Origin of the sequence: Actinoplanes aureus (assembly GCF_015704865.1) — a bacterium.
GTDB classification, from domain to species: Bacteria; Actinomycetota; Actinomycetes; order Mycobacteriales; family Micromonosporaceae; genus Actinoplanes; species Actinoplanes aureus.
Genome location: NZ_JADQTO010000040.1, coordinates 42803 through 69679, shown reverse-complemented (window position 1 = coordinate 69679; position 26877 = coordinate 42803). Strand labels below are relative to the sequence as shown.

Annotated in this window: 26 protein-coding genes; 6 read left to right on the top strand and 20 right to left on the bottom strand. The window is 70.4% G+C overall.

Translation table 11 applies throughout. The features are described from left to right. Positions 1–1514 precede the first annotated feature (1514 nt). Entirely contained in the window at positions 1515–2183 is a 669-nt protein-coding gene (locus I4J89_RS44920; RefSeq protein ID WP_309238766.1) for a hypothetical protein, read from the top strand. An 11-nt stretch (positions 2184–2194) separates the two neighbouring features. Here I4J89_RS44920 and I4J89_RS44915 read toward each other — a convergent pair whose 3' ends face one another. From I4J89_RS44915 to I4J89_RS44885, 7 genes are all read right to left on the bottom strand, one after another. Continuing rightward, complete coding sequence (locus I4J89_RS44915) at positions 2195–3550, bottom strand: MFS transporter (protein WP_196420357.1); 1356 nt, start codon at positions 3548–3550, stop codon at positions 2195–2197. A gap of 162 nt (positions 3551–3712) precedes the next feature. After that, positions 3713–5080 carry an LLM class flavin-dependent oxidoreductase gene (locus I4J89_RS44910; protein ID WP_196420356.1) on the bottom strand — a complete coding sequence of 456 codons (1368 nt, stop codon included), beginning with the start codon at positions 5078–5080 and terminating at the stop codon, positions 3713–3715. Beyond that, positions 5080–5976 carry a TauD/TfdA dioxygenase family protein gene (locus I4J89_RS44905; RefSeq protein WP_196420355.1) on the bottom strand — a complete coding sequence of 299 codons (897 nt, stop codon included), beginning with the start codon at positions 5974–5976 and terminating at the stop codon, positions 5080–5082. The genes I4J89_RS44910 and I4J89_RS44905 overlap by 1 nt, the downstream gene beginning before the upstream one ends. After that, positions 5973–6836 (bottom strand): ABC transporter permease, encoded by an 864-nt coding sequence (locus tag I4J89_RS44900; RefSeq protein WP_309238765.1) that lies wholly within the window; start codon positions 6834–6836, stop codon positions 5973–5975. Before I4J89_RS44900 ends, I4J89_RS44905 begins: the two co-directional genes overlap by 4 nt. Continuing rightward, the gene (locus I4J89_RS44895) at positions 6829–7629 is read right to left on the bottom strand and encodes an ABC transporter ATP-binding protein (protein WP_196420354.1); all 801 of its coding nucleotides are present in this window, start codon (positions 7627–7629) and stop codon (positions 6829–6831) included. The genes I4J89_RS44900 and I4J89_RS44895 overlap by 8 nt, the downstream gene beginning before the upstream one ends. Next, complete coding sequence (locus tag I4J89_RS44890; RefSeq protein WP_196420353.1) at positions 7626–8642, bottom strand: ABC transporter substrate-binding protein; 1017 nt, start codon at positions 8640–8642, stop codon at positions 7626–7628. Before I4J89_RS44890 ends, I4J89_RS44895 begins: the two co-directional genes overlap by 4 nt. Before the next feature lie 468 nt (positions 8643–9110). Beyond that, a complete protein-coding gene (locus I4J89_RS44885; RefSeq protein ID WP_196420352.1) occupies positions 9111–10082 on the bottom strand; it encodes a sporulation protein in 972 nt (323 codons plus the stop codon). 72 nt (positions 10083–10154) lie between these two features. Here I4J89_RS44885 and I4J89_RS44880 point away from each other — a divergent pair, with 72 nt between their 5' ends. Beyond that, a complete protein-coding gene (locus I4J89_RS44880) occupies positions 10155–10499 on the top strand; it encodes a cupin domain-containing protein (RefSeq protein ID WP_196420351.1) in 345 nt (114 codons plus the stop codon). On the opposite strand, the gene I4J89_RS44875 is transcribed toward I4J89_RS44880, so the two are convergent. Continuing rightward, positions 10486–11262, bottom strand: a complete 777-nt coding sequence (locus I4J89_RS44875) for an SAM-dependent methyltransferase (RefSeq protein ID WP_196420350.1) — start codon at positions 11260–11262, stop codon at positions 10486–10488. The genes I4J89_RS44880 and I4J89_RS44875 overlap by 14 nt on opposite strands. Positions 11263–11405: 143 nt before the next feature. On the opposite strand from I4J89_RS44875, the gene I4J89_RS44870 reads away from it, so the two are divergent. Further along, a complete protein-coding gene (locus I4J89_RS44870) occupies positions 11406–11876 on the top strand; it encodes a hypothetical protein (RefSeq protein WP_196420349.1) in 471 nt (156 codons plus the stop codon). Here I4J89_RS44870 and I4J89_RS44865 read toward each other — a convergent pair. After that, complete coding sequence (locus tag I4J89_RS44865) at positions 11848–13950, bottom strand: glycoside hydrolase family 15 protein (protein WP_196420348.1); 2103 nt, start codon at positions 13948–13950, stop codon at positions 11848–11850. The two genes, I4J89_RS44870 and I4J89_RS44865, sit on opposite strands and share 29 nt — an antisense overlap. Before the next feature lie 17 nt (positions 13951–13967). Further along, the gene (locus tag I4J89_RS44860; protein ID WP_196420347.1) at positions 13968–16286 is read right to left on the bottom strand and encodes a PAS domain S-box protein; all 2319 of its coding nucleotides are present in this window, start codon (positions 16284–16286) and stop codon (positions 13968–13970) included. Between the two features lie 79 nt (positions 16287–16365). Here I4J89_RS44860 and I4J89_RS44855 point away from each other — a divergent pair, with 79 nt between their 5' ends. Then, a complete protein-coding gene (locus tag I4J89_RS44855; protein ID WP_309238764.1) occupies positions 16366–17169 on the top strand; it encodes an SAM-dependent methyltransferase in 804 nt (267 codons plus the stop codon). Here the strand turns inward: I4J89_RS44855 and I4J89_RS44850 are convergent. Together I4J89_RS44850 and I4J89_RS44845 are read right to left on the bottom strand one after the other, a co-directional pair. Further along, positions 17141–17389 (bottom strand): hypothetical protein, encoded by a 249-nt coding sequence (locus I4J89_RS44850; RefSeq protein WP_309238763.1) that lies wholly within the window; start codon positions 17387–17389, stop codon positions 17141–17143. The genes I4J89_RS44855 and I4J89_RS44850 overlap by 29 nt on opposite strands. A 10-nt stretch (positions 17390–17399) precedes the next feature. Beyond that, positions 17400–17630 carry a hypothetical protein gene (locus tag I4J89_RS44845; protein WP_196420345.1) on the bottom strand — a complete coding sequence of 77 codons (231 nt, stop codon included), beginning with the start codon at positions 17628–17630 and terminating at the stop codon, positions 17400–17402. Positions 17631–17753: 123 nt separating this feature from the next. Between I4J89_RS44845 and I4J89_RS44840 the strand changes: the two genes are divergently transcribed. Beyond that, positions 17754–18065 (top strand): DUF3817 domain-containing protein, encoded by a 312-nt coding sequence (locus I4J89_RS44840; RefSeq protein ID WP_196420344.1) that lies wholly within the window; start codon positions 17754–17756, stop codon positions 18063–18065. A 173-nt stretch (positions 18066–18238) separates the two neighbouring features. On the opposite strand, the gene I4J89_RS44835 is transcribed toward I4J89_RS44840, so the two are convergent. From I4J89_RS44835 to I4J89_RS44800, 8 genes are all read right to left on the bottom strand, one after another. Beyond that, a complete protein-coding gene (locus I4J89_RS44835) occupies positions 18239–19204 on the bottom strand; it encodes an ABC-2 membrane transporter-related protein (protein WP_196420343.1) in 966 nt (321 codons plus the stop codon). A gap of 85 nt (positions 19205–19289) precedes the next feature. Continuing rightward, positions 19290–20189 carry an ABC transporter ATP-binding protein gene (locus I4J89_RS44830; RefSeq protein ID WP_196420342.1) on the bottom strand — a complete coding sequence of 300 codons (900 nt, stop codon included), beginning with the start codon at positions 20187–20189 and terminating at the stop codon, positions 19290–19292. Further along, positions 20186–20581 (bottom strand): GntR family transcriptional regulator, encoded by a 396-nt coding sequence (locus I4J89_RS44825; RefSeq protein WP_196420341.1) that lies wholly within the window; start codon positions 20579–20581, stop codon positions 20186–20188. The genes I4J89_RS44830 and I4J89_RS44825 overlap by 4 nt, the downstream gene beginning before the upstream one ends. Before the next feature lie 47 nt (positions 20582–20628). Beyond that, positions 20629–21588, bottom strand: coding sequence for a cyclase family protein (locus I4J89_RS44820; RefSeq protein ID WP_309238762.1), 960 nt, complete (start codon positions 21586–21588; stop codon positions 20629–20631). After that, positions 21585–22727 (bottom strand): alpha/beta hydrolase family protein, encoded by a 1143-nt coding sequence (locus I4J89_RS44815; RefSeq protein WP_196420340.1) that lies wholly within the window; start codon positions 22725–22727, stop codon positions 21585–21587. Before I4J89_RS44815 ends, I4J89_RS44820 begins: the two co-directional genes overlap by 4 nt. Continuing rightward, a complete protein-coding gene (locus I4J89_RS44810; RefSeq protein ID WP_196420339.1) occupies positions 22728–23651 on the bottom strand; it encodes a fumarylacetoacetate hydrolase family protein in 924 nt (307 codons plus the stop codon). It abuts the gene before it with no gap. Further along, positions 23651–24595: a VOC family protein gene (locus I4J89_RS44805; RefSeq protein ID WP_196420338.1), complete on the bottom strand. Its 945-nt coding sequence runs from the start codon at positions 24593–24595 to the stop codon at positions 23651–23653. The genes I4J89_RS44810 and I4J89_RS44805 overlap by 1 nt, the downstream gene beginning before the upstream one ends. An 11-nt stretch (positions 24596–24606) precedes the next feature. Continuing rightward, entirely contained in the window at positions 24607–25728 is a 1122-nt protein-coding gene (locus I4J89_RS44800) for an FAD-dependent monooxygenase (RefSeq protein ID WP_196420337.1), read from the bottom strand. 109 nt (positions 25729–25837) lie between these two features. On the opposite strand from I4J89_RS44800, the gene I4J89_RS44795 reads away from it, so the two are divergent. Further along, a complete protein-coding gene (locus tag I4J89_RS44795) occupies positions 25838–26770 on the top strand; it encodes a LysR family transcriptional regulator (protein ID WP_196420336.1) in 933 nt (310 codons plus the stop codon). Positions 26771–26877 lie beyond the last annotated feature (107 nt).

Genomic DNA, 26877 nt, shown 5'->3' with positions numbered 1-26877 from the left:
GCGTCCCGGCAATCAAAGATTGCCAAAGGAATCCTCAACCCATCGCCTAAACGACGGGCCGGGGTATTGCCATAAATGGCACTGGCTTATCAAGCACCCTGTTGAGTTCTCAAAGAACAACCGCACACCATAATGCAAACCGCTTTCGCGGCCCGCCCTCCGGGGCACTCGCTCTACTTTACCCGCCGTTCCCGTTTCGTCAAATCCGCGTTTCGCAACCGAATTCAACAACCCGAAAACATGCAGGCACCCCACAAACCACACGACCGGAAAGATCGTGCGATCAAGATTAGGATTTCCGTCAGGACGGCCGCGCCGGGCCCCTGGATCGGGTCCCGCTCGCTCGCCCGTCTCCCTGGCGGCTCGGACAACACTACTCGCCCTCCCCCGCGATGCCAAATCGGCTTGCCCGCGACGCGGGTCACATCACCCTGGTCGGCGAAAAGGCTCAGGTCAGAGCCGATATTGCCACCGCCGACCGCGCCAGTCCGCCCGCCCGCACGACAAGATCCTCAATTGCAGGCAGCCGGAAGAACGAAAGGAAGGCGCATTGAGGCACCCATCAGTGTCGGTCCACTTGCCCCGACCGGCCCATGATCAACGGTCGCACGTCATCCCGCCGCACGTCATCCCGCCGCACGTCATCCCGCCGCACGCCATCCCGCCGCACGTCATCCCGCCGCACGTCATCCCGCACGCCATCCCGCCGCACGCCATCTGGCCACACGTCATCCGGCCACACGTCATCCGTCACACCTCCCCATCCGACACGGCGGCCGTCCCCGCGACCCGCCCGCCACACCGCCAACCCACACCCCGGGATCCGGGCCCCGCAAGATCAAGCTAGGCCCAGCGGCATTGCCGCATGGCCGGCTGGCCGCCGCCCACCGCATCACAGCGCCCGGTTCCGTGCGCCAGCGGCGGCTGGGCAGAGCCAGCCGTCACCCACGCACGTATAAACGCCCGATACCGTGCGCCAACGACGGCCGAGCAGAACCAGCCGTCACCCACGCACGTATGGGCGTCTGATTCCGTGCGTCAGCCATAGCTGGGCGGGGTGAGCCGTCGTCCACGCACCCTTGCGTGCCCGACTCCTTACCTAGCAACGGCTGGGCGGGTGCAATGCAACCTGGCTTGAGCCGATCATGACTGTGACCTGCCGGTAGGCGATGGCGGGGGCCGGCGATCTCCTGGGCGACGACCCGGCCGGGGTGTCCTCACGGGTCAGGAAACCGCAACCTCTCGGGCTCAACCAAGATCAACTTTGTCGAGGTGGCATTGGCGCAGGATCGGCTGGCCCGGCACACCGAACCGGGCCTCCATAAGGTGGCAGGGCGGGAGGCCCGGCCACACCCGAAGAGAACGGGCGAAAACCCGGCAGGCAAGACAGCCGGACAGGGAAGCCCAGCCACACCCGAAGAGAACGGGCGAAGGCCCGGCGGGCGCGCTGGGGCCTTGTGGGATGCCTGGGTCGCGCGGCAGGGCGGGACGGTCCCGGTTTCGGGGGACGGCCCGTGCGCGTACGTCTGAAAGAGCGCGACCATGCGCGGGGTGCGGCGGGGGCGTATAACGAGCGCATGCGCACTGATGAGCTGGCGGACATGTTGCGGGAGGTGCCGGGTACCGAGGTGGCCGCCGGGCCGGGGCTTGTTTCGGTGCACATACCGGCGATTGGCGACACTGTGCGGCTGGCTTTCCGGGATGTGCTGGATGCTGATTGGGTTTCGGTGCCTACCGGCGCGCCGGCGGTTCAGGTGGATCTGCGGCGTAAGCATGAGGCGTTGCCGTTGATCGTCACGGTGGATGACGTGGTGTTCACGCCTGCTTATGCGGATGCTCTGGTGGATCCGGAGGATGAGCTGATGGTGCCGGCCATGCCCAGCCTCCTTGCGTATTCGGAGATGCACCGGGACGTGCGCATGCTGGGGCGGGCGATCGATGACCCGGATGTGGAACTGGAACCGGAGATTCTGGCGGCGACGCTGCTCGCGCATCGGTGCTTTGTGGCGGGGGCGGTTCGGGTCGGGTTGTGGCCGGTGCGGGTGGCGGCCTGGTGGGAGTACACGTCGGCGCGGGCGATGAAGACGGTGCGGCTGGCGCGGTTCCGGGCGGATGAGCAGTGGGATCGGTTGATGGAGGATGTGACCGAGGCTCGGCGTCAAGCCGCGCCGGCGGAGATCTGAGCGCGCCCGCGTCAGGCGGTTCCGGTCAGCGGGACGGCTGATTCGGTGGTCAGGACCGCCGGCCGTGGCACCTGGATGGCGCAGAGCAGGGCCGCGGCCAGGGCGGCCGCGTACAGGAGCAGGACGGTCATGTACTGGGCGTCGCCGGCGGACCTGGTCAGGACGGCGCCTCCGACGGCGGAGCCCAGGCAACCGCCGACGGTGCGCATGACGGTGTTGACGGCCGCTGATACGCCGGTCTGTTCGCTCGGGACGGCCTCGACTACCAGCGCGCCGACGGCGGCGAAGGCCAGGCCGATGCCGGCGCCCATGACGAGGATGCCGAGGCAGACCGCGGTCAGCGTCTGGTGCCAGAGGGCCATGCCCAGATAGGACAGGCCGGCGGTGGCGATACCGGTGGCCAGCGCGGCGCGGGGCCCCTGCCGGGCGGTCAGGCGGCGGTGGATCGGCATGATCAGCAGGTTGCCGACGGCGGTGGGCAGCATGACCAGGCCGACCAGGGTGGGGCCGGCGTCGAACCGGTCGGCGACCATCAGCGGGATCACCATCCATGAGCCGAACATGCCGAAGCCCAGCAGGAACGTGGCGGCGTTCGTGGCGCGTACCGTCGGCAGGGCCAGGGTGCGCAGGTCGATCAGGGGCTGTTCGGCGCGGCGCTGGCTGCGCCACCAGACGAGGGCCAGGACGGCGGCGGCCGGCACCGGGTAGATCGAGCCGGTGCTGATCGCCAGGAGCAGCAGGCCCAGCCAGGTGGCGAGGAGTGCGGCGCCGTACCAATCGATCTTGGCGCCGAGCGAGCGGGGCTTGCCGGGCGGCAGCAGCAGAAGCACCGGGATCATCGCCAGCGCGGACACGATCGCGGGGATCAGAAACAGCCATCGTGAGGACAGGATGCTGAGGATCGGGCCGGCCGTGATGGTGCCGAGCGCGCCGCCGACGCTCATCACGGTGGAGATCACCACGAAGGCACGCGGGCGGCGGAGGGCCGGCAGGTGGTCGCGGACCAGGGCGAAGCAGAGTGGGAAGACGGCGCCGCCGAGGCCCTGGACGACCCGGCCGGCGACCATCAGCGGCAGGGCGGTCGCGGCGGCCGAGGTCAGGGCGCCCAGGCTCATCGCGCTCAAGGCGGCGAGCAGGATGCGGCGCTTGCCGTAGACGTCGGCCAGCCGGCCGAGCACGGGGGTGGAGACGGACGCGCTGAGCAGGAACGCGGTGAGCAGCCAGGCGGCGCCGGAGGGCGTGGTGCCGAGCTCGCGCTGGAACACCCCGAGCGCTGGGACCACCAGCGACTGCAACACCGAGTAGGCGGCGGTGGCCAGGCAGAGTCCTCCGAGGAGGGCTCGCCCACGCAGATCATTTTCGGCCATGCGGTGCCTCAGCTCGGTAGTTCGGCGCCGGCTTCGGCGCGTCTTTCACAACCGTTGGGGGTACGCCTACCGCTCCCTGCCGAAGCCGACGCGGTCCCGCCGCGCCCGGCGATGGTGACGGCCGGAGCCGCCGGTCCACCGCCGGGCGCGATGCCGCTCGGGTCACGGGTGCAGGACCACGGTCCGGCGGGCGGCCGGGTCGGCCGGAACGGTGTTGCGGTTCTCCGGGCGGGGCAGTCCGTAGTGCTCCCGGAGGGTACGCCCGGTGTACTCGGTACGGAACCGGCCGCGCTCTTGAAGGATCGGCACCACCTGGTCGACGAAGGCGGCCAGGCCCGACGGCAGGACCGGCGGCATGATGTTGAAGCCGTCGGCGGCGCCGGACTCGTACCAGTGCTCGATCTGGTCCGCCACCTGCACCGCGGTACCGGCGAAGGTGAGGTGACCGCGGCCGCCGCCGAGACGGGCGATCAGCTCGCGGACGGTGAGCCGTTCCCGGCGGCCCAGGTTGACCACCAGGGTGCGGCGGCTCTTGGCGCCCTCGATCTGCTCCTCCTCCGGCAGGTGGGCCGGCAGCTGGGAGTCGAGGTCCAGTTCGGACTCGGGCACGCCGAGCAGTTCGGCGAGCTGCCGGATGGCGTACTCGGGGCGGATCAGATTGTTCAGTTCCGCTTCGAGGTCGCGGGCCTGCGACGAGGTGGTGCCGATGATCGGGACGATCCCGGGCAGGATCTTCACGTGGTCCGGATCGCGGCCGTGCTCGGCGGCCCGGCGTTTGAGGTCGTCGTAGAACTCCTGGGCGTCGCTCAGGGTCTGGTGTGCGGTGAACACCGCTTCCGCGTACCTCGCTGCGAAGTTGCGGCCGTTCTCCGACGAGCCTGCCTGGACCAGCACCGGGTGTCCCTGCGCGGAGCGCGGGACGTTGAGGGCGCCCGCCACCGAGTAGTAGCGGCCGCGGTGCGCCGGCGGGTAGATCTTGCCGTCGTCGCCCCAGACACCGCGCTCCTTGTCGGCGACGATGGCCTCGTCGTCCCAGGAGTCCCAGAGCTTGAGCGACACGTCGACGAACTCGGCCGCCCGCTCGTAGCGCTCCTTGTGCGCGGGCAGCGCGTCCAGGTTGAAGTTGCGGGCGGCGTCCAGCCCGGCCGTGGTGACGATGTTCCAGCCGGCCCGGCCGCCGCTGACGATGTCCAGCGAGGCGAACCGGCGGGCCAGGTTGTACGGCTCGTTGTACGTGGTGGACGCGGTGGCGATGAGCCCGATGTGTTCCGTCGCCCCGGCGAGTGCGGTGAGCAGAACGGTGGGTTCGAGGACGCCGGACGGACGGCGTCCCACCTGGTCCCAGAGCACCGGCCCGTCGGCCAGGAAGAGCGAGTCGAGCTTGCCGCGCTCGGCGATCCGGGCGAGGTTCTTGAAGTGCTCGACGTCCAGGTCGGCGTACGGGTCGCTCTCCGGAAGGCGCCAGGACGCCTCGTGGTGCCCGACGCTCATCAGGAACGCGTTGAGATGAAGCTGTCCAGGACGTGGCATCACTGCACCTGCGGGGTGTAGTGGGTGGCCTCGTCGCCCTCGAGGATGTAGCTCTTCGTGCCGTCGATGCCGACCGGCACGTCACCGGCCACCGTCACCCGGTGCAGCTTGCGGGCCAGGTCGCCGTAGTCGTCGGCGGCGTAGTGCTGGGTGGTGCGGTTGTCCCAGACCACGATGTCGCCGACCTGCCACTTGTGGCGCAGCGTGTTCTCCGGCCGGGTCACGTAGTGCTGGAGCAGGCGCAGGATGTCCCGCGACTCGGTCTTGGACAGGCCGAGGATGCCGGTGACGAAGTTGCCGATGAACAGGTTCGGCCGGCCGGAGTCCGGGTTGACCCGGACCACCGGGTGCGCGGTGCGGTAGCGGGTCGAGACGAAGACCCTGTGGTACTCGTCGACCTCGGCGGAGCGGAACTGCGGGTGCTCGGCGTAGTCGTATTCGTTGGAGTGCTCGGCCCACGCCCGGTCGGCGAGCAGGCGCAGGTGCTCGGGCAGGTCGGCGTAGGCGGCGGCGGTGTTGGCGAACAGGGTGTCGCCGCCGTACTCCGGGATGACCAGGCTGCGCAGCGTGGTGGCCTTCGGCGGGGCGACCACGAACGTGACGTCGGTGTGCCAGGCGTTGGCCCGGGCGCCCTCGCCGCCGGCCACCTCGAGGACGTTCGCCTGGCCGTCGACGGACGGCACGGTCGGGTGGGCCAGGGTCAGCGGGCCGAAGATCGAGGCGAAGCGCTGGTGCTGCTCGTCGTCGAGATGCTGGCCGCGGAAGACGAGCACCTTGTGGTCCACCAGGGCGTCGTGGATCTCCTTGGCGGTGACGTCGTCGATCTCCTGCTTGAGGTCGACTCCGGTGATCTCGGCGCCGATCCGGCCGCCGATGCGGTTGACGATGAGACTCATGAGTGGGTCCTCCAGGTAGAGAAGCGGCGTTCGGTGACGACGAGGAGCTGGTTCACGAGCAGGCCGATCGCGGAGATCGTGATGATGCCGGCGTACATGTCGGGGACGGCGAAGTTGAACTGGGCATAGTTGATGAGGTAGCCGAGACCGGCCTTGGCGCCGACCATCTCGGCGGCGATCAGGATCAGGATCGAGGCGGCGCCGGCCAGCCGGATGCCGGTGAAGATCGTCGGTACGGCGGCCGGGAGCACCACCTTCTGGAAGAGGCGGACCGGGCCGAGGCCGAGCGAGCGGGCCGACTTGATCAGCAGCGGGTCGACGGTACGGACACCGCTGACCGTGTTGAGCAGGATCGGCCACGTGCAGCCGTAGAAGATGATCGCGACCTTGGACGTCTCGCCGAGGCCGAGGATCAGCACGAAGACCGGCAGGATGGCGAGCGCCGCAGTGTTGCGGAACACCTCGAGCAGCGGGTTCAGCAGGTTCGCCACCGGGGTGTACCAGCCGATCAGCAGGCCGAGCGGTACGGCCACCAGGATCGCCAGCCCGAATCCGGCGGCGGACCGGGCGAGGCTCGCCTCGGTGTGGCTCCAGAGCTCGCCGGAGACCAGCAGGTCCTTCCAGGCGACAAGCACCTCGGACAGCGGTGGCAGGAAGACCGCGTCGACCAGCCCGAGCCGGGGGAAGATCTCCCAGACCAGGGCGAGGGCGCCGATGGCGGCGATCCGGGTGAGGACGTTGCCGGTGAGTCGCAGGACCTGGCGGGGCCACCGGCGCGCCGGTGCCGCCGTGGCGGCGGCCGGGTGCGCCACCACCGGCGCGGCACGGACCGCGACCGGTGTTTCGGTCAGGCTAGACACGGTTGACCTCCAGTTCTTCGCTGCGGGCCTTGTTGACCTCGTCGCGCAGCAGGGTCCAGATCTCATGCCGGTAGTGGGCGAACTGCGGGTCGGAGCGCAGGTCCTCGGTGGCCGAGCGGGCGTCGATCGGGATGTCCACGATCTGTTTGATCCGGCCCGGGCGGGAGGTCAGCACGGCCACCCGCTGGCCCAGGTAGACGGCCTCCTCGATGCCGTGGGTGATGAAGACGATGGTCTTGCCGGTCTTCTCCCAGATCCGCAGCAGCTCGTCCTGCAGGCCGTCGCGGGTCTGCGCGTCGAGGGCGGCGAACGGCTCGTCCATCAGCAGCACGTCCGGGTCGAAGGCGAGGCTGCGGGCGATCGCCACCCGCTGCTTCATGCCGCCGGAGAGCTCGTGCGGGTAGCGGTCGTGGAAGCCGGAGAGGCCGACCAGATCGAGGTACTCGCGGGCCTTCGCGGCGCGCTCCCTGCGGGGCACGTTCTTGGCCTCGAGCCCGAACTCGACGTTGCCCTGCGCGGTACGCCAGGGCAGCAGCGCGTACTGCTGGAAGACGATGCCGCGGTCCAGTCCGGGACCGGTGACCGGCTTGCCGTCGACGAGGATCTGGCCACTGCTGATCGAGGCGAGACCGCCGAGCAGGTCGAGCAGGGTGGACTTGCCGCAGCCGCTGGGGCCGACGATGACGAGGAACTCGCCCTCGTTCACGTCCAGGTTGATTTCCTGCAGCGCGGTGACCGTGGTTCCCCGGGCCGCGAAGGTCTTGCTCACGCCCTCGAAGCGGATCTTGCTCATGGCGCGGCCACCTCGTTGTAGTCGTTGGTGTAGAGGTCGGCGGGCTTCAGGTCGTTCTTCTTGAGCTCGCCGGTGTTGTTCAGCCACTCGATCCAGACGCTGAAGTCGTTGTCCGCGATCTTGCCGCCCGGGCTCACCACGCCGTAGCTCTTCCAGAACTTGACCTGCTTGGTGTCCTCGTTGCGCCCGCGCTTGTTGATGATCTCGGTGAACCTGGCGTGGACCGTCTCGATCGGCTGCGAACGGGACCAGTCGACCGCCTTCGCGACGCCGGTGGTGAACTTGCGTACGGTGTCCGGGTTCTTCTTGATGAAGTCGTTGCGCAGCACGTAGCTGCCGCCGTTGAAGTCGCCCAGCAGGTCGACGTCGGTGTACAGCGGACGGATGCCGCCGTGCTCGATCGCCACGTCGCGGAGCGTGCCGCTGAGTGCGGCGACGTCGATCTGGCCGGCCCGCAGCGACTGCTCGGTGTTGACCGGCGGCACCACGATCAGCTCGACCTGCTTGATCTGCTCGGGGGTGAGCCCGGCGCGGGTCAGGTAGGTCTTGGTGATCGCCTCGGAGTGCGCGCCGAGCGTGTTGACGCCGATCTTCTTGCCGATCAGGTCCTTGGCGCTCTTGATCGGGCTGTTCTCCAGCACGAAGAAGCCGCTGTAGTTGCCCTTGTCGGAGCCGTAGTAGCTGACGACCGCGGTGATCGGCGCCTTCGACACCTTCAGCTTGACGATCGCGCCGTTGAAGGCGCCGCCGAAGTCGGTGTCGCCGGTGGTGGCGGCCTGGATGTCCTGTGGGCCGCTGATGGTGTTGCCGATCCATTTCAGCTTCACGTCGTCGAGATAGCCGAGATCCTCGGCCAGCTCCGCCGGCGTCACGGCACCCACCCACCCCTGGTAGCGCAGCTCCTTGGCCTGCTCGCCGGCGGCGGCAGCGTCGGATCCGCCGCATGCGGAGAGCAGGGAGGCGGTCAGTACGGCGGCGGCCGCGGCGGCGAGTGCGGATCTGCGGGTGGCCATGGGACTCCTTCGTGGGGTAGGTGTCATCGACCGCGCGGCGTGCGACGCCGTCGGTGGGAAGGCAGGGTTCAGCGCGCCGGCGAGGGCCGGCGGCCGGTGTGCGAGTCAGCGCCCGGGTGGGCAGGGAGCAGCAGCCGGGCGACGGTGCGCGGCGGCGCGTGGATCAGTCAGGGCGGCGGGGGCTTCGCCGTCGGACTCAACAGGCGCAGGTGCACACCCGGAGGTAGTCGACGAAGCGGCGCCGAGTCAGACGCTTGCTCCGGTTCATGCCCTGAAACGTAGACGGCCCAGGGCATCGCCGTCAGCCACTTTGTGACCCAGGACACATACATTTCCCATAGAGTGAGTGGGATATGCGTTCGGCGCTGCCCGGTTGTCTCGCGCCGTCAGCGGTCCTGAGCAGGGCCGAGTGACCAAAAGCGACGGGCGAGGGTACGAAGACCCTCGCCCGTCAAGAACCGCGTGTCTCTACTCGCCGAAGTCCTCGAACGACTCGCCGACCTCCTCGATCGCCTCGCCGGCCAGGTAGCCGGCGGCCAGACCGCCCGCGATACCCATAGCGGCGCCGCCCATGCCGCCGTGCCTGCGGTAGTGGCCGTGGTGGCCGTGCCCGTAGCCGGGCTGCTGGTGGCCGAAGCCACCGCCGAAGCCCGGCATCGACTTGCGCTTGTCGACCGCCTGGCGGACCCAGCCGTCGACGACCTGGCGCCAGTCGGTGGTGTCGGCGTCGGCGTGCGACACCGTGTAGCGGCCGTAGGTGTCGTGCCCCTGGGTGAAGAGGCCGCCGCGCTTGTCGAACTCGAGGACCACCTCGACGGCGTGCGGGCTGGTCACGAAGGTCAGCTCGACCTCGTTGATGCCGGCGTGCGCGTACTGGGCGGGCGGGTAATACTCGATCTCCTGGTAGAACGGGAGCGTCTGGTGCACGCCGTAGATCTGCCCGTGCTCCAGGTCGGCCGACTTGAACTGGAAGCCGAGCTGGGAGAACGCGTCGAGGATGCGCTGCTGGATCGGCAGCGGGTGCACGTGCACCGGGTCGAGGTCGCCCTTGTCGATGGCCCGGGCGATCGCCACCTCGGTCCGCACACCCATCACCATGCCGCGCAGCTGCTGCCCGTAGACCGTGGTGATCGGCGTCTCCCACGGCATGTCGAACCGGAACGGCAGGGACAGCTGCTGGCCGGTGGCGAGGCGCATCGGGCCGGTCACCGGGATCCGCAGGAAGTCGGCCACGGCCGAGTAGTCACCGCCGCCGCCCTCGACCTCCATGCGGGTGACCAGGCCGAGGGTGATGTGCTCGATGTCGGCGTCCTGGGTGCCGCCCACCAGGTTGACCTGGCCGGTCAGCGGTGCGCCCGGGTAGGTGCTGGGGTTGGACAGCACAGTGTCCACGCTGAGGCCGCCCACTCCGAGCGCGCCCAGCAACTTCTTGAAGACCACGATGTTTCTCCCGCTTGCGAACCGTCTTGATCGGAAAACTAACAACGGAGGGTACGGCTATTGTGCAAGGTCATGGAGCCTGTCGCCGTCTTTCCCCTCGCCGCAGTGACCGTGCCGCACGAGCCGGCCGACGCCGAGGCGGTGGTCAGCGGGAGCCCGACCACCGGGGCGGTCACGGTCACCACCCTGCCGGGAATCGGCGCCGAGATCGGCATCTGGGAGATGAGCGCCGGCGCCGTGCGGGACGTCGAGGCCGAGGAGGCGTTCGTCCTGCTCGCCGGGCGCGCCGAGATCGAGGTCGAGGGCGGCGACCGGGTGACGATCGGCCCGGGTGACCTGGTGCGGCTCGCCGCCGGTACCCGTACCGTCTGGCACGTCAGCGAGCCACTGCGCAAGGTTTACGTCACCGGGGTTTGACGCCGACCGCTCCGTACATGGACACCTCGGCCGGGGTGGGACGCTTGTCGTGCTCGGGACGCCAGTCGCTGATGGCGACGACGCCCGGGTCGATGAGCTCCAGGCCGTCGAAGAAGCCGCCGAACACGTCCTTGTCGCGCGGCCAGGCGTCCACGTGGCCGGCCGCGAGCAACGCGTCGTATCTGGCGGCGACCTGGGGCTCGACGAAGTCCTTGGTCGAGTTGGTGGCCACCAGGTAGCTGCCGGGAGCCGCCGCGGCCATCAGCTCCCGGACCACCTCCCGGGCTCGCACGTCGTCGGGGATGAAGTGCAGCACGGCGATCAGCAGGATGCCGACCGGCCGGCTCAGGTCGATCGTCGACCGCAGCTCCTCGGCGGTCAGGATGGCGGCCGGGTCGCGCAGGTCGCCGTTCAGGTACGTCGTCGTACCGCCGATCATCAGCGCTCGGGCGTGCGCCAGCACCATCGGGTCGTTGTCGACGTAGACGACCTTCGAGTCCGGTGCGATGGCCTGCGCCACCTCGTGGGTGTTGCCGGGCGCGGGCAGACCGGTGCCGATGTCGATGAACTGCCGGATGCCGGCCTCGCGGGTCAGGTAGCGGATGGCCCGGCCGTGGAACGCGCGGCCCTGCTGAGCGGCCACCCGGATCGCCGGGAACGCGTGCGCGATCCGGTCGCCGGAGTCCCGGTCGACCTGGAAGTGATCCTTGCCGCCGAGCCAGTAGTTCCATCGGCGGGCCGGTGAGGCGGTCTGCTGATCCACGGTGTTTCCACTGGTCAAGGCCGTCCTCCGGGTGCGGTCGGGATCGGGTGGGGCATCATCCTAGCCGGATCTGAAGATCCATTTTGGACGCCTCTCCCGGATCCGGCATATTCTTCCCGGGCGACCTCCGGAAAGGTTCAGCGTTGGCCACGGTAGCCCCGCCACACCGGCCCGTCCTGCCCGGCTTCCCGCCGGTCGATACGCCACGCGCGAGCGGCGGCTCGGCGATCGCGGTCACGCTGAAATACGCACCCCTCGCGTTCCTGCTCCGCCTCTACACCCCGGTCCTGGAGGTGGACGGCCAGGACGTGCCGGCGACCTGGGGACGGGTCGTGACGTCGGTGGCGCTCGGCCCGCACCTGGTGCACGTGCACGTGCCGTACCTGATGCCGGCCCGGATCGGCGCCGCCGACACCACCGTCGTGGCACCGCCCGGGCACACCGTCGAGCTGGAGTACCGGGCGCCGCTGCTCTCCTTCATGGGCGGCGCGCTCGGCGCGCCGCCGCAGCGTTACCCGGGCCAGACCGCCGCGCTGATCCTGCTGGTCGTCGCGGTGACGCTGGCGGTCTGCGGGTGTCTCGGGATCATCCTGTCCGCGGTCTCGGCGCCGTGAGGTAGCGGGCGGCGACCACGTCCGGCTGCTCCAGGAGCCGGCCGGCCTCGAGGTCGCGGGCCAGCCGCAGGTACTGGGCGTGCGTCCAGGTCAGCGGGGTGGCCGAGGTGGTCGGGGTGCCGGGCTCGCGGTACGGCGGCTGGCGGTCCCAGACCTGCTCGGGCAGCAGCAGGCCCGGTCCGGCGGCGCGGGCCATGGTCTCCAGCTGGACCCGGGCGGACCGGTGGCGACCGGCGGCGATCAGGTACTCGCCGCGCTCGCCGTTGAGCAGCGGCCAGGCCCGGCCCCGGGTGATCCGGGAGCCCGGCGGCAGGTCGTACTCCCACTGACTGCCGTCGGCCTTCTCGCCGAAGCCGTCGAACGAGGCTCGGTACCAGAAGAGGCCGCGTGCGGTGGGTACGCCGAGTTGCTCATCGACCACCACGAGGCTGTTGCGGATGACCGGATCGGCGGCCGGCAGCACGCCCAGGCGGACCAGCTCGAGGAAGCCCGGATCGACGACCCGCCGCTGGTCCACGGCGACCGGCCCGCTGTCGCCGATGTCGTAGGTGGTGCCGCGATCCGGTTGCCCGTCCTTGGTGAGCCGCAGGAAGTAGGGCTCGGCCGAGTACGGCCCGGTGCTGGTCACCGTCCAGTCCTTGACCTTCGCCTGCCACTGGTCGGCGGTCGCCAGATAGCGCGCCGACGAGGCCGCGTCGCCGTTGGCGCGGGCGATCGAGGCGGCACAGACCAGCCCGGCGATCTCGGCCGCGATGGTGGCCGGCGAGAAGCCGGACTGGTTCTCCCACCGGTCCTGCGGCGTGGACGGCGCGCCCTGGTAACCGATCAGGAAGTCAGCGGCCCGTTTCACCCCGCGCCAGGTGTTCGCGTCGGTGCGCCCCAGTTGGTACGCGAGCACGATCGGCAGGGCCACCTCGTCGAGCTGGAGTCCCTCCCACACCGGTGTGCCGTCCAGGCGGGAGTTCTGCGGGAACGACCCGTCCGGCTTCTGCTGGACGGTGAACAGGTAGTCGAGGGCCCGTTCGGCGCCGGCCCGGTCGCCGGCGGCCAGCAGGCCGGTGGCGATCTGGTAGAGGTCCCGGGCCCAGATCAGGTGGTACGGGCCGGACGGGTCGTCCCGGCCGAACGCCCACGGTGCGGCCGGAGCGGCCACGTACGCGCCGCGATGGGTCTTGTCCTCGCTCGCGGCCAGGACCATCGCGGAGACCCGGTAGAGGCGGGGGTCGGCGCCGGCCGGCGGACGATCGATGCTCTTCAGATATCGCGCCCAGCCGCGGGCGTAGTCCCGCCGGACCGGGCCGAATCCGCGGTCCAGCGCGGCCCGGGCGACGCCGAGGGCCTGCGCACCGGACGGCCCGAATCCCAGCGCCAGCGTGGCGCGGGCGTGGCCGGGACGGCCCGTGACGGTGGTCTCGCCGGTCTGGACGAGGCTGCCCGGGGCGGCCACCCGGTGATGCCAGTCCATCCGGCCGTCGGCCAGGTCGGTCCAGCCGTCCGACGTACCGGCGTATCCGCTCGAGGTCGCGGCGAAGGCGGGCGAGGCGGCGAACGCGCTCGCCACCGGCCCGTCGGAGGCCAGCAGGGCGTCGCCCTGGGTACGGCCGGAGTCGCCGCCACGGGTGTTGCCCAGCGCCGGGTCGTAGATCGCGTACAGCCGGTACGGGCGGTCACCGGACGTGCTGAGCCGCAGATCGACCAGGACGCCGGCGGCGCGCGGATCGGTGGTGTACGACGCGGTCAGCCGCCACCGGCCCCGCCGCTCGGTGAAGACCTGCCGGTAGCTGAGGCTGCGCTCGTCGGTCAGTGACGTGGTGACGTCGGCTGCCTGCTCGGCGCGGACCGCCCGCCCGTCCGGGCCGGCCAGGACGAACTGGAGGGTGCGCGCGCTCGGCGTACCGATGTCGGGGTAGAAGATCTCGCCGAGGCCACCGGAACGCTGCACGGTGGCCCACACCTTGCTGCGGGTGTCCGCCGAGGTGAGGAAGCCGGTCTTGTCGGCGGGAAGGTACTGCTGATCGACCCCGGGCGCGGCGACGGGCAGCAGCGAGAGAGCGACGACGGCCGATGTCCACATGACTCCGGTCTACCCCATCACGGCTTGGCTTGCAGCTCGTCGTGCAGGGCGCGCATCAATTCGGCACCGGTGAACGGTTTCTCCAGCAGGTGCACGTCGGAGGAGAGGGTGCCGTGGGTGGTCAGGACCGGCTGGGCGTACCCGGACATGAACAGCACCTTGGTGTCCGGCCAGGTCCGCAGGACCGTGTCGGCCAGGTCCTTGCCCAGCATCCCGGGCATGATCACGTCGGTGAGCAGGACGTCCACCGTGTTCTGGGTGGCCAGCCGCAAGGCCTCCTCCCCTCCCCCGGCGGCCAGTACGGTGTACCCGCCGCGCTTCAGGATGCGGCAGGTCACCTCGCGCAGTGCGTCCTCGTCCTCGACCACGAGCACGGTCGCGCCGTGCCCGGTGAGCTCGGGCGTGGCCTCCTCGGCCACGGCCTCCTGCGCCTGGACGTCGGTGGCGGGCAGCAGGATCGTGAAGGTGGTGCCGATACCCGGCTCGGAGTAGATCTGCACGGTGCCGCCGGCCTGGGTGATGATGCCGTAGACGGTGGCCAGGCCCAGACCGGTGCCCTGTCCGCTCGGTTTGGTGGTGAAAAACGGCTCGAACGCCTTGTCGATCACCTCTTTCGGCATGCCGGTGCCGGTGTCGGAGACGCGCAGGCGTACGTAGCGGCCGGTGCTGAGGCCGGCGCGGGCGGCGGCGTGATCGGCATCCACCTGCACCGGGGCGGTGTCGATGGTGAGCCGGCCGCCGGTCGGCATCGCGTCGCGGGCGTTCACCGCCAGGTTGACCAGGACCTGTTCGAGCTGGCCCGGGTCGGCCATCACGGACGGCAGGCCGGCGGTGGTGCGTACGGTCAGTGCGATGTGCTCACCGAGGGACCGCTCGAGCATCTGGTGCACCTCGGTGACCACGGCGTTCAGGTTGAGCGGGCGGGGCCGGATCACCTCGCGCCGGGCGAAGGCGAGCAGCTGGTGGGTGAGGTCGCTGCCGCGCCGCGCGGCCCGGGCGATCTGCTCGGCGTCGACGGCCGGTGGGCTGCCCGCCGCGTCCTCGACGATGAACGAGGCGTAGTTCAGGATGACCGCGAGCAGGTTGTTGAAGTCGTGGGCGATGCCGCCGGCCAGCTGGCCCAGGCTCTCCAGGCGCTGCGCCTGCTGCATCCGGGCTTCGAGGCGCTGCCGGTCGGTCTCCTCACGCAGCCGGCGGCGCTCCTCCTCGGCGGCGAGCCGCTCGGTGATGTCCCGGACCACCACCACGATGATCACGCCGCTGTCGGTACGCAGGGAGCTGCACGCGATGTCGACCGGCAGTTCGGTGCTGCCCCGGCGCAGCGCCCGGCGGGTGGCCCAGCGCTGGTCGACCGGGTCGGCGGAGTCCGTGCCGGCGCGCTCGGTGTCGAGCGGGGTGCTGTCCCCGCCGGTACGCAGCACCGCCGAGACCGGTGGCAGACCGTCCGGCAGCAGTTGCCCGAGCGGCATGTGCAGCAGGTCGTAGCGGGGGTAGCCGAAAAGGCGTTCGGCCTCGGCGTTGACCAGCACCACCTCGCCGGACTCGCCCACACCGAGCATCGCGTCCGGGGCGGCGTCGAGAAACGCCTGGACCCGGGCCTCGACGCGTTCCCGTTCGCTGATGTCGCGGGCGATGCTGGTGGTGCCGAAGATCGCGCCGCTCTCGTCGAGCAGCGGGGAGATCAGCATGGAGACCGCGACGTTCTCGCCCTTGGCGTTCTGCCGGACGCTGCGGTAGCGGTCCACCCGGCCGCCGAGACGGACCAGGAGCCGGACCTGCGCCTCGTCGGTACGCCGGCCCACCGGGATGATCTCGTCGATCGACCGGCCGATCATGTCGGCGGCCGGATATCCGTAGAGCATCTCCGCGCCGGGGTTCCAGGAGAGCACCCGGCCCTCCACGTCGACGGTGACGATCGCGTCGTGCGACGACTGGACGATCGAGGCGAGCAGCGCGCGGGTCCGGGCCGCCTCCCGCTGGGCCGTGTCGTCGCGGAGCACCGCGGTCACGTACATCACCTCGTCGGGAGCGGCCGTCGCGGAGAGCGAGACCTCCACGGGGAAGACGCTGCCGTCGCGGCGCAGGCCGCGCAGCGGCAGCCGGCGCAGGGGTGGATGCTCCCCACTGAGGTAGCTGGCCCGCTGTTCCGGATGCCCTTCCCGGACCTCGTCCGGAACCAGGTTGTCGATCGAGGTGCCCACCAATTCGCCGGCGGGGTAGCCGAACATGTCGTGGGCCCGGCGGTTGGCCAGGGTGATGATGCCGTCCGAGCGGCTGACGATGATCGCGTCCGGGGCGGTGTCGAGCAGGAGCCCCGGGATCTCGCGTGACTCCACCGCTACCTCCCGTCCTCTAAAGTACGTCTATCGGGATATTTCAGGTACGAGGATGGCGAATCTGGGAAAACCTGGCGTAGTGAGCACTACGCCAGATGCACCCGCCACCATCGACCCGAACCGCCCGAGCGCCGCCCGCATCTACGACGCGTTCCTGGGCGGTACGCACAACTTCGCCGCCGACCGCGCGGTCGCCGCCCGGGCCGTCGAACTGCTGCCGGAGATTCCGCTCATCGTGCGGGCCAACCGGGCCTTCCTGCGCCGGGCCGTCCGGTACGCGACCGACCACGGGATCTGCCAGTTCCTGGACCTCGGCTCGGGCATCCCGGCCGAGGGCAACGTGCACGAGGTGGCCCGGAGCACCACTCCCGACGCCCGGGTGGTCTACGTCGACATCGACCCGACCGCCGTGCTGTACGGCCGGCACGTGCTCGGCGACGACCCGCACGCCGCCGTGGTGCACGGGGACCTCCAGCAGCCCGGCGTGCTGCTGGACGAGCCGGAGGTCCGCGACCTGCTGGACCTGAGCCGCCCGATCGCCGTCCTGATGATCGCCGTGCTGCATTTCGTCCCGGACAGCCCGGCACTCGACTCGGCGATGGTCGCCTATCGCGAGGCCGTCGTTCCCGGCAGCCACCTGGCGATCTCGCACGTCACCGCCGAGGCACGCCCGGAACTGGTGGACAGCGTCACCGATCTCTACAACCGCACCGGCACCCCGCTGGTGCCGCGGGCGCACAGGCAGGTCACCCGGTTCTTCGACGGTTGGAGGCTGGCCGCGCCCGGTCTGGTGCCCGTGCCCGAGTGGCGGCCCGCCGCGGGGGACTTGCGGCTGCCGGAGGCGATCGCCTCCGTCAGCCTGGCCGGCGTCGGCGTGAAGTAGGCGACGCGGCGTCAGCCGGGCGGTCCCAGCCGTCGCAGTGGTCCTCCGGCTCGACCTCGATCAGGTCGAGCAGATCGGGCCCGGCGTGCCCGGTGTCGACCGTGCCGCCGGTCAGCCCGAGCAGGGCGGCACAGTTGCGCCCGTATCCCTGCACCATGCGGTCCACCCGGGTGGGGTGACCGCATCGGCGGCACGGGCGCATCCGGTCCGTTCGTTCCACGACACCAGTGTCAGCTCTCGCCGAGCGCCTCGGCCAGTTGATCCCGGGACATCTTGGAACGCCCGGGGATCTGCTGGTCCTTCGCCTTCTCGTACAGGTCGTGCCGGCTCAGATGATCGGGCCCCTCCTCCGGGACCCGCCCGGCGGTGGCCTCGGCGTCGGCGCCCTCTTCCGCCGCGCGCGTCAGGAGCTCGTCCACCTGGCGGTGCTGATCCTTGATGATCTCGATGATGTCCGGCACGGTTCCCCCTCGTTTGCTGCGTGCTGGTGCGAGATACCCGAAAGGAGACGATTAATCCCACAGCAAACGCTCATCTTCGGTCCCGTACCGTCAGCGCAGTCAAGATCCGGGAAGGAGAACCACGTGCAAGCGTTCCGGGTGTTCCGGGTGACCGCGATCGCCGAGGCGATCTCGTGGACCGGCCTGCTGGCCGGCATGTACCTGAAGTACGTCACCGAGACCACCGAGGCCGGCGTCTGGCTGTTCGGCCGTCTGCACGGGGCACTGTTCGTCGCCTACCTGGCCGCCACCCTCTGGGTAGCGCGCGCCGAACGCTGGTCGCTGTGGCGCACCCTCTTCGGCCTGGCCTCGTCGATCCCCCCGCTCACCACCCTGCTCTTCGAACGCTGGGTGACCAGGCGCCGCACCCACCCCGCCGTCGCGACGGCGAACTGAGACCGCGCCGGCCTCGCGTTCCGCCAACCGCGAGGCCGGCGCCCACTTCCGCTTCCGCTCGCGCCCGGCGGTCCCTATCCCGTGCATCGGTACGGTGATCTTGCTTGGCCCACGCTCAGCGCTGTCTCAACGGCCGCTAGGCAGCACCCACATTGGGGCGGACAAGACCCTCTCTAGATCATGCGGCGCCGTACCCGCCACACGACCACACCGATCAGGACCGCCGCGACGGCAAGGAACAGGGCCGCCTCGATGAGCTGGAACGTCCAGAACCGGTCGGCCGGGTGGTAGACACCGAACTGCTGGATGCCCCGCGCGTGCAGGAACTGGTTGAGGTTGGTGCCGGCCCGGTTGGCGGCGTCCTCCAGCTCGTAGTACTCGGTCCAGCTCAGCCTGCGCCCGGTGGCGTCCGCGTAGCCGTGTTCGATCATCCAGTCAGCGAAGCCGGGCACGGGCCGGTCCGTCGAGCCGCCGACCCCGACCGGCTCCATGGTGGTGAGCGGCGTGGCGTACGCGGGACGGGCCAACAGCCCCACCGACATCCGGGCGGCGAGGAACGCTCCGAACGCGACGCCGAACGCGGGCAGGCTGCGCCGCAGGATCGCCCCGGCGGCGGTGGCGACGCCGAACGCGAACAGCGCGTACGCAGGCGGAACAAGTCCCTCCAGGTCGAAGGCGTCGTACTGGAACCGCCCTTCCCACGCGTCGAACGGCTGACGGAACCAGGTGAGCACCGCGGTGAACATCCCGGTGAGCGCGACGGTGACGCCGGCCAGTGCCACGAGCTTGGCCGCCAGCCAGCGCATCCGCGGCACGGCCTGCGTCCAGGCGAGCTGCCAGGTGCCGTCCTCCAGTTCGCGCGCGAGCAGTGGCGCACCGAGGAACGCACCGATGACGACGGGGACCAGATAGAAGGCCGCCAGGAGGTTCTCGACGTACCCGTACTCCTCGTCGAGCCGGCGGAAGGAGGCCGCGCAGGCCTCGTTCATACCGGCCTCTCCCGCACACCGGGCGGGACCGCCGGGGAACAGCTCGTGGGCCTGCGTCCCGAGCACGAGCAGGGCGATGCCGAACATGCCGACGAGCAGACCCAGGACGCAGACCTCGGTCCGGTGCTGGCGCCAGATCAACCACGTCATGCTGTGCCGACCTCTCGCATGCCCTTCTCGCCCTCGCCTGCGCCCTGTGTGCGCAACTCGCGCGTCTGCCGCTCGGTGCAGGCGGTCATGCTGCCACCTCCGGCGTGACCGCGGCGCTCGGCTCGGACGGCCGGCGCAGGTACGCCAGCACCAGGTCCTCCAGCGCGACCGGCTGGGCCTGCCACCCCGGCGCGGCTGGGATCGCGCCGTCGCGTACCAGCAGGGTCGTGTGCCGGTCGCTGTGGACGGCCTCCACGACGGTGCCGGCCCGGTCGAGGTCGGTGGCCGTGCGCGGGCCGACGAGCAGCCGGTGCTCGGCGAGAAGGGTGTCGATGTCACCGGTGAGCGTGACCCGGCCGTTGTTGAGCACGACCAGGTGGTCGCAGACGCGCTCCAGCTCGTGCACGACGTGGGAGGAGAACAGGACGGTCACCCCGCCTTCGGCCACCGCGCCCATGAGGACCTGCAGGAACTCGTGCCGGGCCAGCGGGTCGAGGCTGGCCACCGGCTCGTCGAGGACGAGCAGGTCCGGCCGCTTCGCCAGGGCCAGAGCCAGAGCGACCTGGGCCTGCTGGCCGCCGGAGAGCGTACCGGCCCTGCGGTCGAGCGGGATGCCCAGCTTCGCCAGCCGGCGCTCGGCCAGCCCCTGGTCGAACCGCAGGTTGCAGGCCCGGCCGAAGCGGAGCATCTCGGCGACGGTGAAGCGCTTGTACAGCGGGTGGTCCTGGGCCAGGAACCCGACCCGGGACAGAGTTTGCGGGGTGCTGGCGGTGACGTCGTGGCCGAGGACCTCGACCGTGCCGGTGCTCGGTGCCAGCAACCCGACGACCAGGCGCAGCAGCGTGGTCTTGCCCGCGCCGTTCGGCCCGACCAGGGCGATCACGCCGCCCGCCGGCAGGGCCAGGGTGCAGTCGCGAAGCGCCCAGCCCTTCCGGTACCGCTTGCCCACACCGTCGGTGCGCAGCGCGAACTCGGTCGCTGTCACGCCGCTTCCTCATTCCTCGTCTGCTGGTGGACGGAAGTGAAGAGCGCGTCGACCGCCTGCTCGTCGAGGCCGGCCGCGTAGGCGCGGCGCAGCCAGGTCGCCAGGCCGCGGCGCAGCGACGTGTACGTCGATGCCGACATCACGGCCGACTGCTGTTCATTGACGAACGTGCCCTGGCCGGGCCGGCCGGTGACCAGGTCCTCCTGCTCCATCTGCCGGTACGCCTTGGCGACGGTGTTCGGATTGATCGCCAGATCCTCGACCACCTCGCGGATGAGCGGGAGGCGGTCACCGGGTTGGAGAAAGCCCAGCAGCACCGCCTGGCGGACCTGCTGGACGAGTTGCAGGTACGGCGGCACGCCGGAGTGGGTGTCGAGCCGGAAGACGAACACGGTAGCCCCTTACTGCTTTACTAGTGCCATAGTAAAGCAGCATGCCACTACTTGACGGCTATCGGGTTCACCGGGGAGCCGACAGCACCCGTGATCGGCAAAGGGGCGGCGGTCAGCCAGAAGTCGTAGACGCCATCGGCGGCGCAATCCTCGGCCAGCGCGTCCAGATCCCACATCTCGCCGAGGAACAGGCCGATGTGCGGGATCGCCACCTGGTGCAACGGCTGGAAGGCGTCGTCGAACTCGTTCGGGCGCACCTCGAAACCCCACGTATCAGTGGCGATCGCGGCGATCTCGGTGCGGTGCAGCCAGTCGGCGGTGGTGAACGACAGGCCGGGGGCCGGTCCGCCCGCGTAGTCGCCCCAGCCGTTCCGGCGGGCGCGGGTGAGCTGTCCGGTGCGTACCAGAACGATGTCTCCCCGGCCCACCGCCGAACCTTGCGCCGCGATGGTGGCGGCGAGGTGTTCCTCCGTGATGGCGAAGCCATCGGCGAGCTCGCCGCCGGGCGAGAGATGGCGACCGACGTCCAGCAGGACGCCCCGGCCCGCGACGACCGAGGCCACCGTCTCGATGCCGGTCACCGCGTCGCCGAGGCTGGTCACCACGTCGGCCGCGCGGCGGCCGTTCCAGGCGATGCCGTGGTCGAAGATGTGCCCGAGGCCGTCCCACTGGGTGGAGCACTGCAGCGGCATGGCGATGACGTCGTCGGCGCCGCCGATGCCGTGCGGGAAGCCTTGCACGCCGGCGGCCGCGTCGGTCCCGGTGTCGAGCATGGTGTGTACCGGGTTGGTGCGCCGGCGCCAGCCCTTCTGCGGGCCGTTCGCGTCGAACGACTGCGACAGCGAGAACGACACCCCGCGCCGCACGAGCGATGCGCCCTGCTTGCGCTTCTCGGGGGTCAGGAAGTTCATGGTGCCGCGTACGTCGTCCGGGCCCCACCGGCCCCAGTTGGAGCAGCGTTTGGCCGCCGCCGCGATGGCGCCCGCCGGGTCGGTACGGTCGATCACGCGAACTCTCCGGCGATCCAGTCGGCGATGTACGTCTGCACGTGCGCGAAGTGGTCCAGCCCGATGTGTTCCGCCCCGCCCTCGGCGGCCGTGAAGACCCGAAGCTCCCGGCGCGGCGAGTTGACCGCCTGCTGGTAGGAGCGGTGCGCGTACTCGAGGGGGATCTGCCGGTCGTTCTCGCCGTGACAGATCAGGAACGGCACGGTGATCTTCTCGACCACCCCGTCCAGGTTGACCGAGGACGCCTTCTCGATGAACGTGTCCAGATCGGTCTCGCCCCACACCCACAGCACGTGATCCCAGTAATGCGGGACCGGGTTCTCGCCCTCACGTTCGAGCCGGCGCTTCTGCACCGCGCCCCAGTCGTGGTTGGCACCCCAGGCCACGCAGAGCGCGAGCCGCTTCTCGAACGCGGCGGCGCGCGGCGCGTAGTAGCCACCCAGCGACCATCCGACGAGCCCGATCTTCCCGGGGACGACGTCATCGCAGGTGAGCAGGTAATCGACGCACGCCGCCGCCCAGTCCTCGGTCTCCACACGCGAGGTGAGACCCAGGAACCGCAGCGCCTCGCCACTGCCGGGGCAGTCGACCATCAGCGTGTTGATCCCGCGGGCGGCCAGCTCGTGGGCGAACCCCGAGGCGTACATGTGCTCCTTGGTCGAGTCGAGCCCGTTCCACAGGATGATGGTCGGCGCCGGCCCGGTGGCCGGGGCCTTCGTGAAGTACGCCGGAAGCAGCGCGCCCTCGAACGGAACGGCCACCCGCGTGGTCGCCGGGTCGATCAGGTCGAACGCCTTCTGTTGCAGGTCGAGCAGCCGCTGGTAGAAGGCGTTGCGGTCGGGCGACTTGGCGCTCTGCATCCGCTCGGCCTGGGCCAGGTAGTTGGTGGCCCGCTGGTACTTCTGACCGGCGGTGCGCAGGTGACCGGCCGCCTCGTCGGCGGCGGCCTGCGTCGCCAGATCCTCGGCGACCGACGCCCAGGACGCCATGAACTCCCTGGTGCCGACGTCCGAGCCCTGCGCGGCCAGCTCGCGGATGGGACGGCAGGCCCGGTCCACCTCGTCGATCAGCCCGCCGCTGTTCAGGGTGGCGACGACGCCCAGGTTCCAGACGTAGTTGCCGGGAAAGTACTCGAACATTCAGTGCTGCCTTTCGGAACGTGCGTTCGCCGGGTCGCGGCGGCGGACCGGAGCAAGAGGAGAGGCCGGGGCTGCGGAGGCGATCCGGTTGGTCAGGCTGCCGATGCCCTCGACGGTCAGGGTGACCACGTCGCCGTCACGCAGCGGGGGCGGGTCCTGCCTGCCGTTGCGTCCCCACAGCTCGGCCAGGCAGCCGCCGTTGCCGACGGTGCCGGACCCGAGCACGTCCCCGGCGACGACCCGGCTGTCCCGGGCCGCGTAGGCGAGCATGGTCTCGAAGGTCCAGCCCATGTTGCTGAGCAGGTCACGGCCGACCTCGACGCCGTTGACGCTAGCCGAGCACCACAGGTCGAGGAAGCCGTCGCGTTTGAAGCCGTCGAGCTCGTCGGCGGTCACGATCCACGGGCCCAGGGTGGTGGCGAAGTCCTTGCCCTTGGCCGGGCCGAGACTGACCTTCATCTCGCGGCTCTGCAGGTCGCGCGCGGACCAGTCGTTGAAGATCGTGTAGCCGAAGATCGTTTCATTCGGCCCGATCACCGCGGCGACCTCGAGCTCGAAGTCGCGGGCCACCGAGCCGGCCGGGAACGGCACCGAGTCGTCCGGGCCGAGCACGGTGTGCGGGTTGGTGAAGTAGAAGGTCGGCGCGGCGTACCACGCCTCCGGCACCCCGCTGGCACCGTCGATGCTGCGCCGGACCCCTTCGACGTGCTCCTCGAACGCGACGAAGTCGCGGATCGAGGCCGGGCGCAGCGGCGCCAGCAGGCGCACTTCTTTCAGGGGTACGCCGGAAGCGGTGTCCCGCCCGGCCCAGCCGGTCTCGATGATCTCGCGCATGCCGGGGTCACCGAGGAACGGGCGAACCTGGTCGCCCTCGACGATGCCGGTCCGGGTCCGGCCCTCGTGCCGGAAGGTGGCGAGGCGCATCAGACCGGCGGGGCGACGAAGACGCCGCGGTCGACGTCGTTGAACGACTGCCGGGCCACGAACTCGTTCATCGGGTTCGCGGTCCCCCACTGGTCACTGACCGCCGGGTCGGAGAAGTCGTACAGGTGCGGGTGCCAGGTGTCCTCGTCGAGTTCCTCCAGCTCGGTGGTGTACTCGATGGTGTTGCCGTGCGGGTCGAGGAAGTAGCTGAAGGTGTTGTTGCCGGCCATGTGCCGGCCCGGTCCCCAGACCTTCTCCACGCCGCCGCGCAGCAGCCGTCCGGTGCCGCGCATGTACTCGTCGATGCCGCGCATCTCGAACGACGCGTGGTGCAGCGCGACGTGCGGGCCACGCGCGATCGCGAGGCTGTGGTGCCAGCGGTTGGTCCGCATGAACCACATCATCTCGCCCATCCGCGGGTGCATCAGGGTGTCCGAGAGAGCGAAGTTGAGGTGCCGGTTGTAGAAGGCGACGGTGGCCTCCGGGTTGGGCGAGTTGATCACCACGTGGGAGAGCTTGACCGGTACGGACTCGCCCTCCTCCAGCTTGCGGTGCTGCCGGACGGCCACGTCGCAGGAGACCTCGACCGTGCGGCCGTCGATGTCGAAGAAGCGGAAGCCGTACCCGCCGCCGGGGGTGAGCAGCTTGCCCGGCTCGGTGACCAGCTTGATCCCGGAGCGGCCGAGCCGTTCGGCGAGCGCGTTCACGTCGGCCTCGTTCGCCGCGCCGAAGGCGATCAGGTCGAGGCGCTTCTCGGCGGCCTTGCGCAGGCGTACCGAGTAGTGCTCCGGTGAACCGGCCGCGGCCAGGAACGCGAGGCCCTCGTCGGTGGTCTCGGCGTCCAGGCCCCACATGGTCGTGTAGAACTCGAGCTGCTTGTCGTAGTCCGGCACCGCGAGGTCGACGTGCCGCAGGTGGGTGATGAGTCGTTCGTCGTTGCTCACAAGAGGTCCTTTCAGGCCGGCGTGGCGACCAGGTGTGCGATGCGGCCCATCAGGCCAGGTACGTCACCGCGCTCGTGGGCGAGCAGCCAGCGAGCCAGTTGCAGGGAGGCCTCGACCACCGTCTTGGCGCGCTCCAGGCGGCGGGCGGTGAACTCCTGCCACAGCGAGTCGGTCACCTCGCTGTCCCGCAGCAGCAGCCCGGCCAGGACGGCGGCGTCCTCGAGAGCCTGCGCGGCGCCCTGGGCCAGGGTGGGCGGGCAGCTGTGCGCGGCGTCGCCGATCAGCACCACGCGGCCCCGGTTCCACGGGCCGTCCAGCACGTGGCTCTCGAAGGCGGTGTAGTTGACCGTGGCCGGGTCGGTCAGGCCGTCGCGGATCTCGTCCCACGGCCCGTGGTACGCCCCGGCGAGGCCCCGCATGGTGGCGAGCTTCTCCTCCGGCGACAGCCCGGACCGGTCCCGAACGTCCTCGACCAGGTACGCGTAGATGGTGTCCTCGCCGGTCGGGCAGTACCCGGCGATGTAGGCCGGACCGCCGTAGTAGAGGTCCGTCCGGGTCACGCTCGGCGGGCGGCGGGTGAAGGTGCGCCAGATGCCCATGCCGACCGGCTGCGGCTCGCAGTCGATGCCCAGCTGGCGGCGGGTCCACGAGCGGATCCCGTCGGCGCCGACGACCAGGTCGTACGTCTGCGAGGTGCCGTCGGCGAAGGTGACCTCGCCGTCCGGGGAGAGGGCGGCCGGCCGGGTGCCGAAGCGGACCTTCGCGCCCGCCGCGGCCGCTCGGTCGATGAGGATCCGCGCGAGGGCCGGCCGGTACATCCCGAGCGTGGCGGGCAGGTCCGGGCCGCCGGTGCGCAGGTCGGTGAGCTCGGCGATCAGGGAGCCGGCCGGGTCGGGGGCGCGCAGGCCGAGCGTGTCGAACTCGTACCCCCCGGCCTTGACCTGGTCCCAGACTCCCAGCTCGCGCAGCACGCGCAGGGCGTTGCCCTGCAGGGTGATGCCGGAACCGACCGCGGACACGTCGGGCTTGCAGTCGACCAGGTCGACCGAGACACCGCCCTCGGCGAGCAGGATCGCCGCGGCAGCGCCGGCGGCACCCCCACCGACAACCAGAACGTTACGAACTGCTGGCACGGCGGTTTCCCTCCTGTTTCGTGTGACTGGGACCACTGTCCTTCGCTTCGGGTCATCAGGGAAGCTCAAGTTGCTGATCCCAGCCATAGCCGCCGCTTATAGTTGCCGGATGGCCGTCGACCGGGTGCTGGCAAACCTCGATCTGAACCTGCTCGTCACCCTCGACACCCTGCTCAGGGAGCGGAACGTGACCCGGACCGCGGAGTCGCTCGGGGTCAGCCAGCCGGCGGTCAGCGGCGCGCTCGGCCGGTTGCGGCGGCACTTCGGCGACCAGTTGCTGGTCCGGGTCGGCAACCGGTACGACCTGACCCCGCTCGCCACCCGGGTCGCCGCCCTCACCGGATCGGCCCTGGCCGGGGTGCGCCGGGTCTTCGACGCGACCGCCGAGTTCGACCCGTCCGGGCTGGACCGCGAGTTCGTCATCGTCAGCTCCGACTACGCCGCGACCATCCTCGGCCCGCTGGTCGCCCGCCGCCTCGCCGCGGCCGCCCCCGGCGCACGGCTGCACCTGCGGCAGACCACCCCGTATGCCGTCGACCACGCCGCCGAGACGCTCCGCTCGGCCGACGGGCTCTTCATCCCGCACGGCTTCGTCACCGACCTGCCCTACCTGGACCTCTACTCCGACCGGTGGGTGTGCATCGTGGACGGCGACCATCCCGACGTCGGTGACGCCCTGACCCTGGAACAGCTCGGCGAACTGCCCTGGGTGGCGCTGTTCAACGGGCCGACGGCGTTCGCCTCGGCGGCCCGGCAGCTGCGGATGCTCGGCGTCGAGGCCCGGGTCGACGTGGTGGTCGACGGGTTCCTGCAGATGCCGTTCCTGGTCGCCGGGACCCGCCGGGTCGCGCTCATCCAGGAGCGGCTGGCCCGGCGGCTGGCGCCGGTCAGCGGGGTACGCGTGCTGCCGTGCCCGTTCGAGGTGGTACCGGTGGCCGAGGCGTTCTGGTGGAATCCGCTGTACCGCAACGATCCGGCGCACATCTGGCTGCGGGGAATCCTCACGGCCGCCGCGGCGGAACTGCGCCATCAGCCGGACTGATGGTGGGCATCAGCGGATCAGTCTTCCGCGAATGACCGGGCACCGCACATAGTCAGGGCCACCGAGTGTGACCTGGACCACCGAGGCTTGTTCCGGCCCACCTTGCG

Bases quoted from the DNA above. Each gene is read 5' to 3' on its own strand.
- I4J89_RS44865 (WP_196420348.1), bottom strand. From the start codon at position 13,950: ATGTGGACATCGGCCGTCGTCGCTCTCTCGCTGCTGCCCGTCGCCGCG.
- I4J89_RS44810 (WP_196420339.1), bottom strand. From the start codon at position 23,651: ATGCGCCTCGCCACCTTCCGGCACGAGGGCCGGACCCGGACCGGCATC.
- I4J89_RS44835 (WP_196420343.1), bottom strand. From the start codon at position 19,204: ATGACGTGGTTGATCTGGCGCCAGCACCGGACCGAGGTCTGCGTCCTG.
- I4J89_RS44890 (WP_196420353.1), bottom strand. From the start codon at position 8,642: ATGGCCACCCGCAGATCCGCACTCGCCGCCGCGGCCGCCGCCGTACTG.
- I4J89_RS44910 (WP_196420356.1), bottom strand. From the start codon at position 5,080: ATGCCACGTCCTGGACAGCTTCATCTCAACGCGTTCCTGATGAGCGTC.
- I4J89_RS44795 (WP_196420336.1), top strand. From the start codon at position 25,838: ATGGCCGTCGACCGGGTGCTGGCAAACCTCGATCTGAACCTGCTCGTC.
- I4J89_RS44815 (WP_196420340.1), bottom strand. From the start codon at position 22,727: ATGTTCGAGTACTTTCCCGGCAACTACGTCTGGAACCTGGGCGTCGTC.
- I4J89_RS44880 (WP_196420351.1), top strand. From the start codon at position 10,155: ATGGAGCCTGTCGCCGTCTTTCCCCTCGCCGCAGTGACCGTGCCGCAC.
- I4J89_RS44905 (WP_196420355.1), bottom strand. From the start codon at position 5,976: ATGAGTCTCATCGTCAACCGCATCGGCGGCCGGATCGGCGCCGAGATC.
- I4J89_RS44895 (WP_196420354.1), bottom strand. From the start codon at position 7,629: ATGAGCAAGATCCGCTTCGAGGGCGTGAGCAAGACCTTCGCGGCCCGG.
- I4J89_RS44915 (WP_196420357.1), bottom strand. From the start codon at position 3,550: ATGGCCGAAAATGATCTGCGTGGGCGAGCCCTCCTCGGAGGACTCTGC.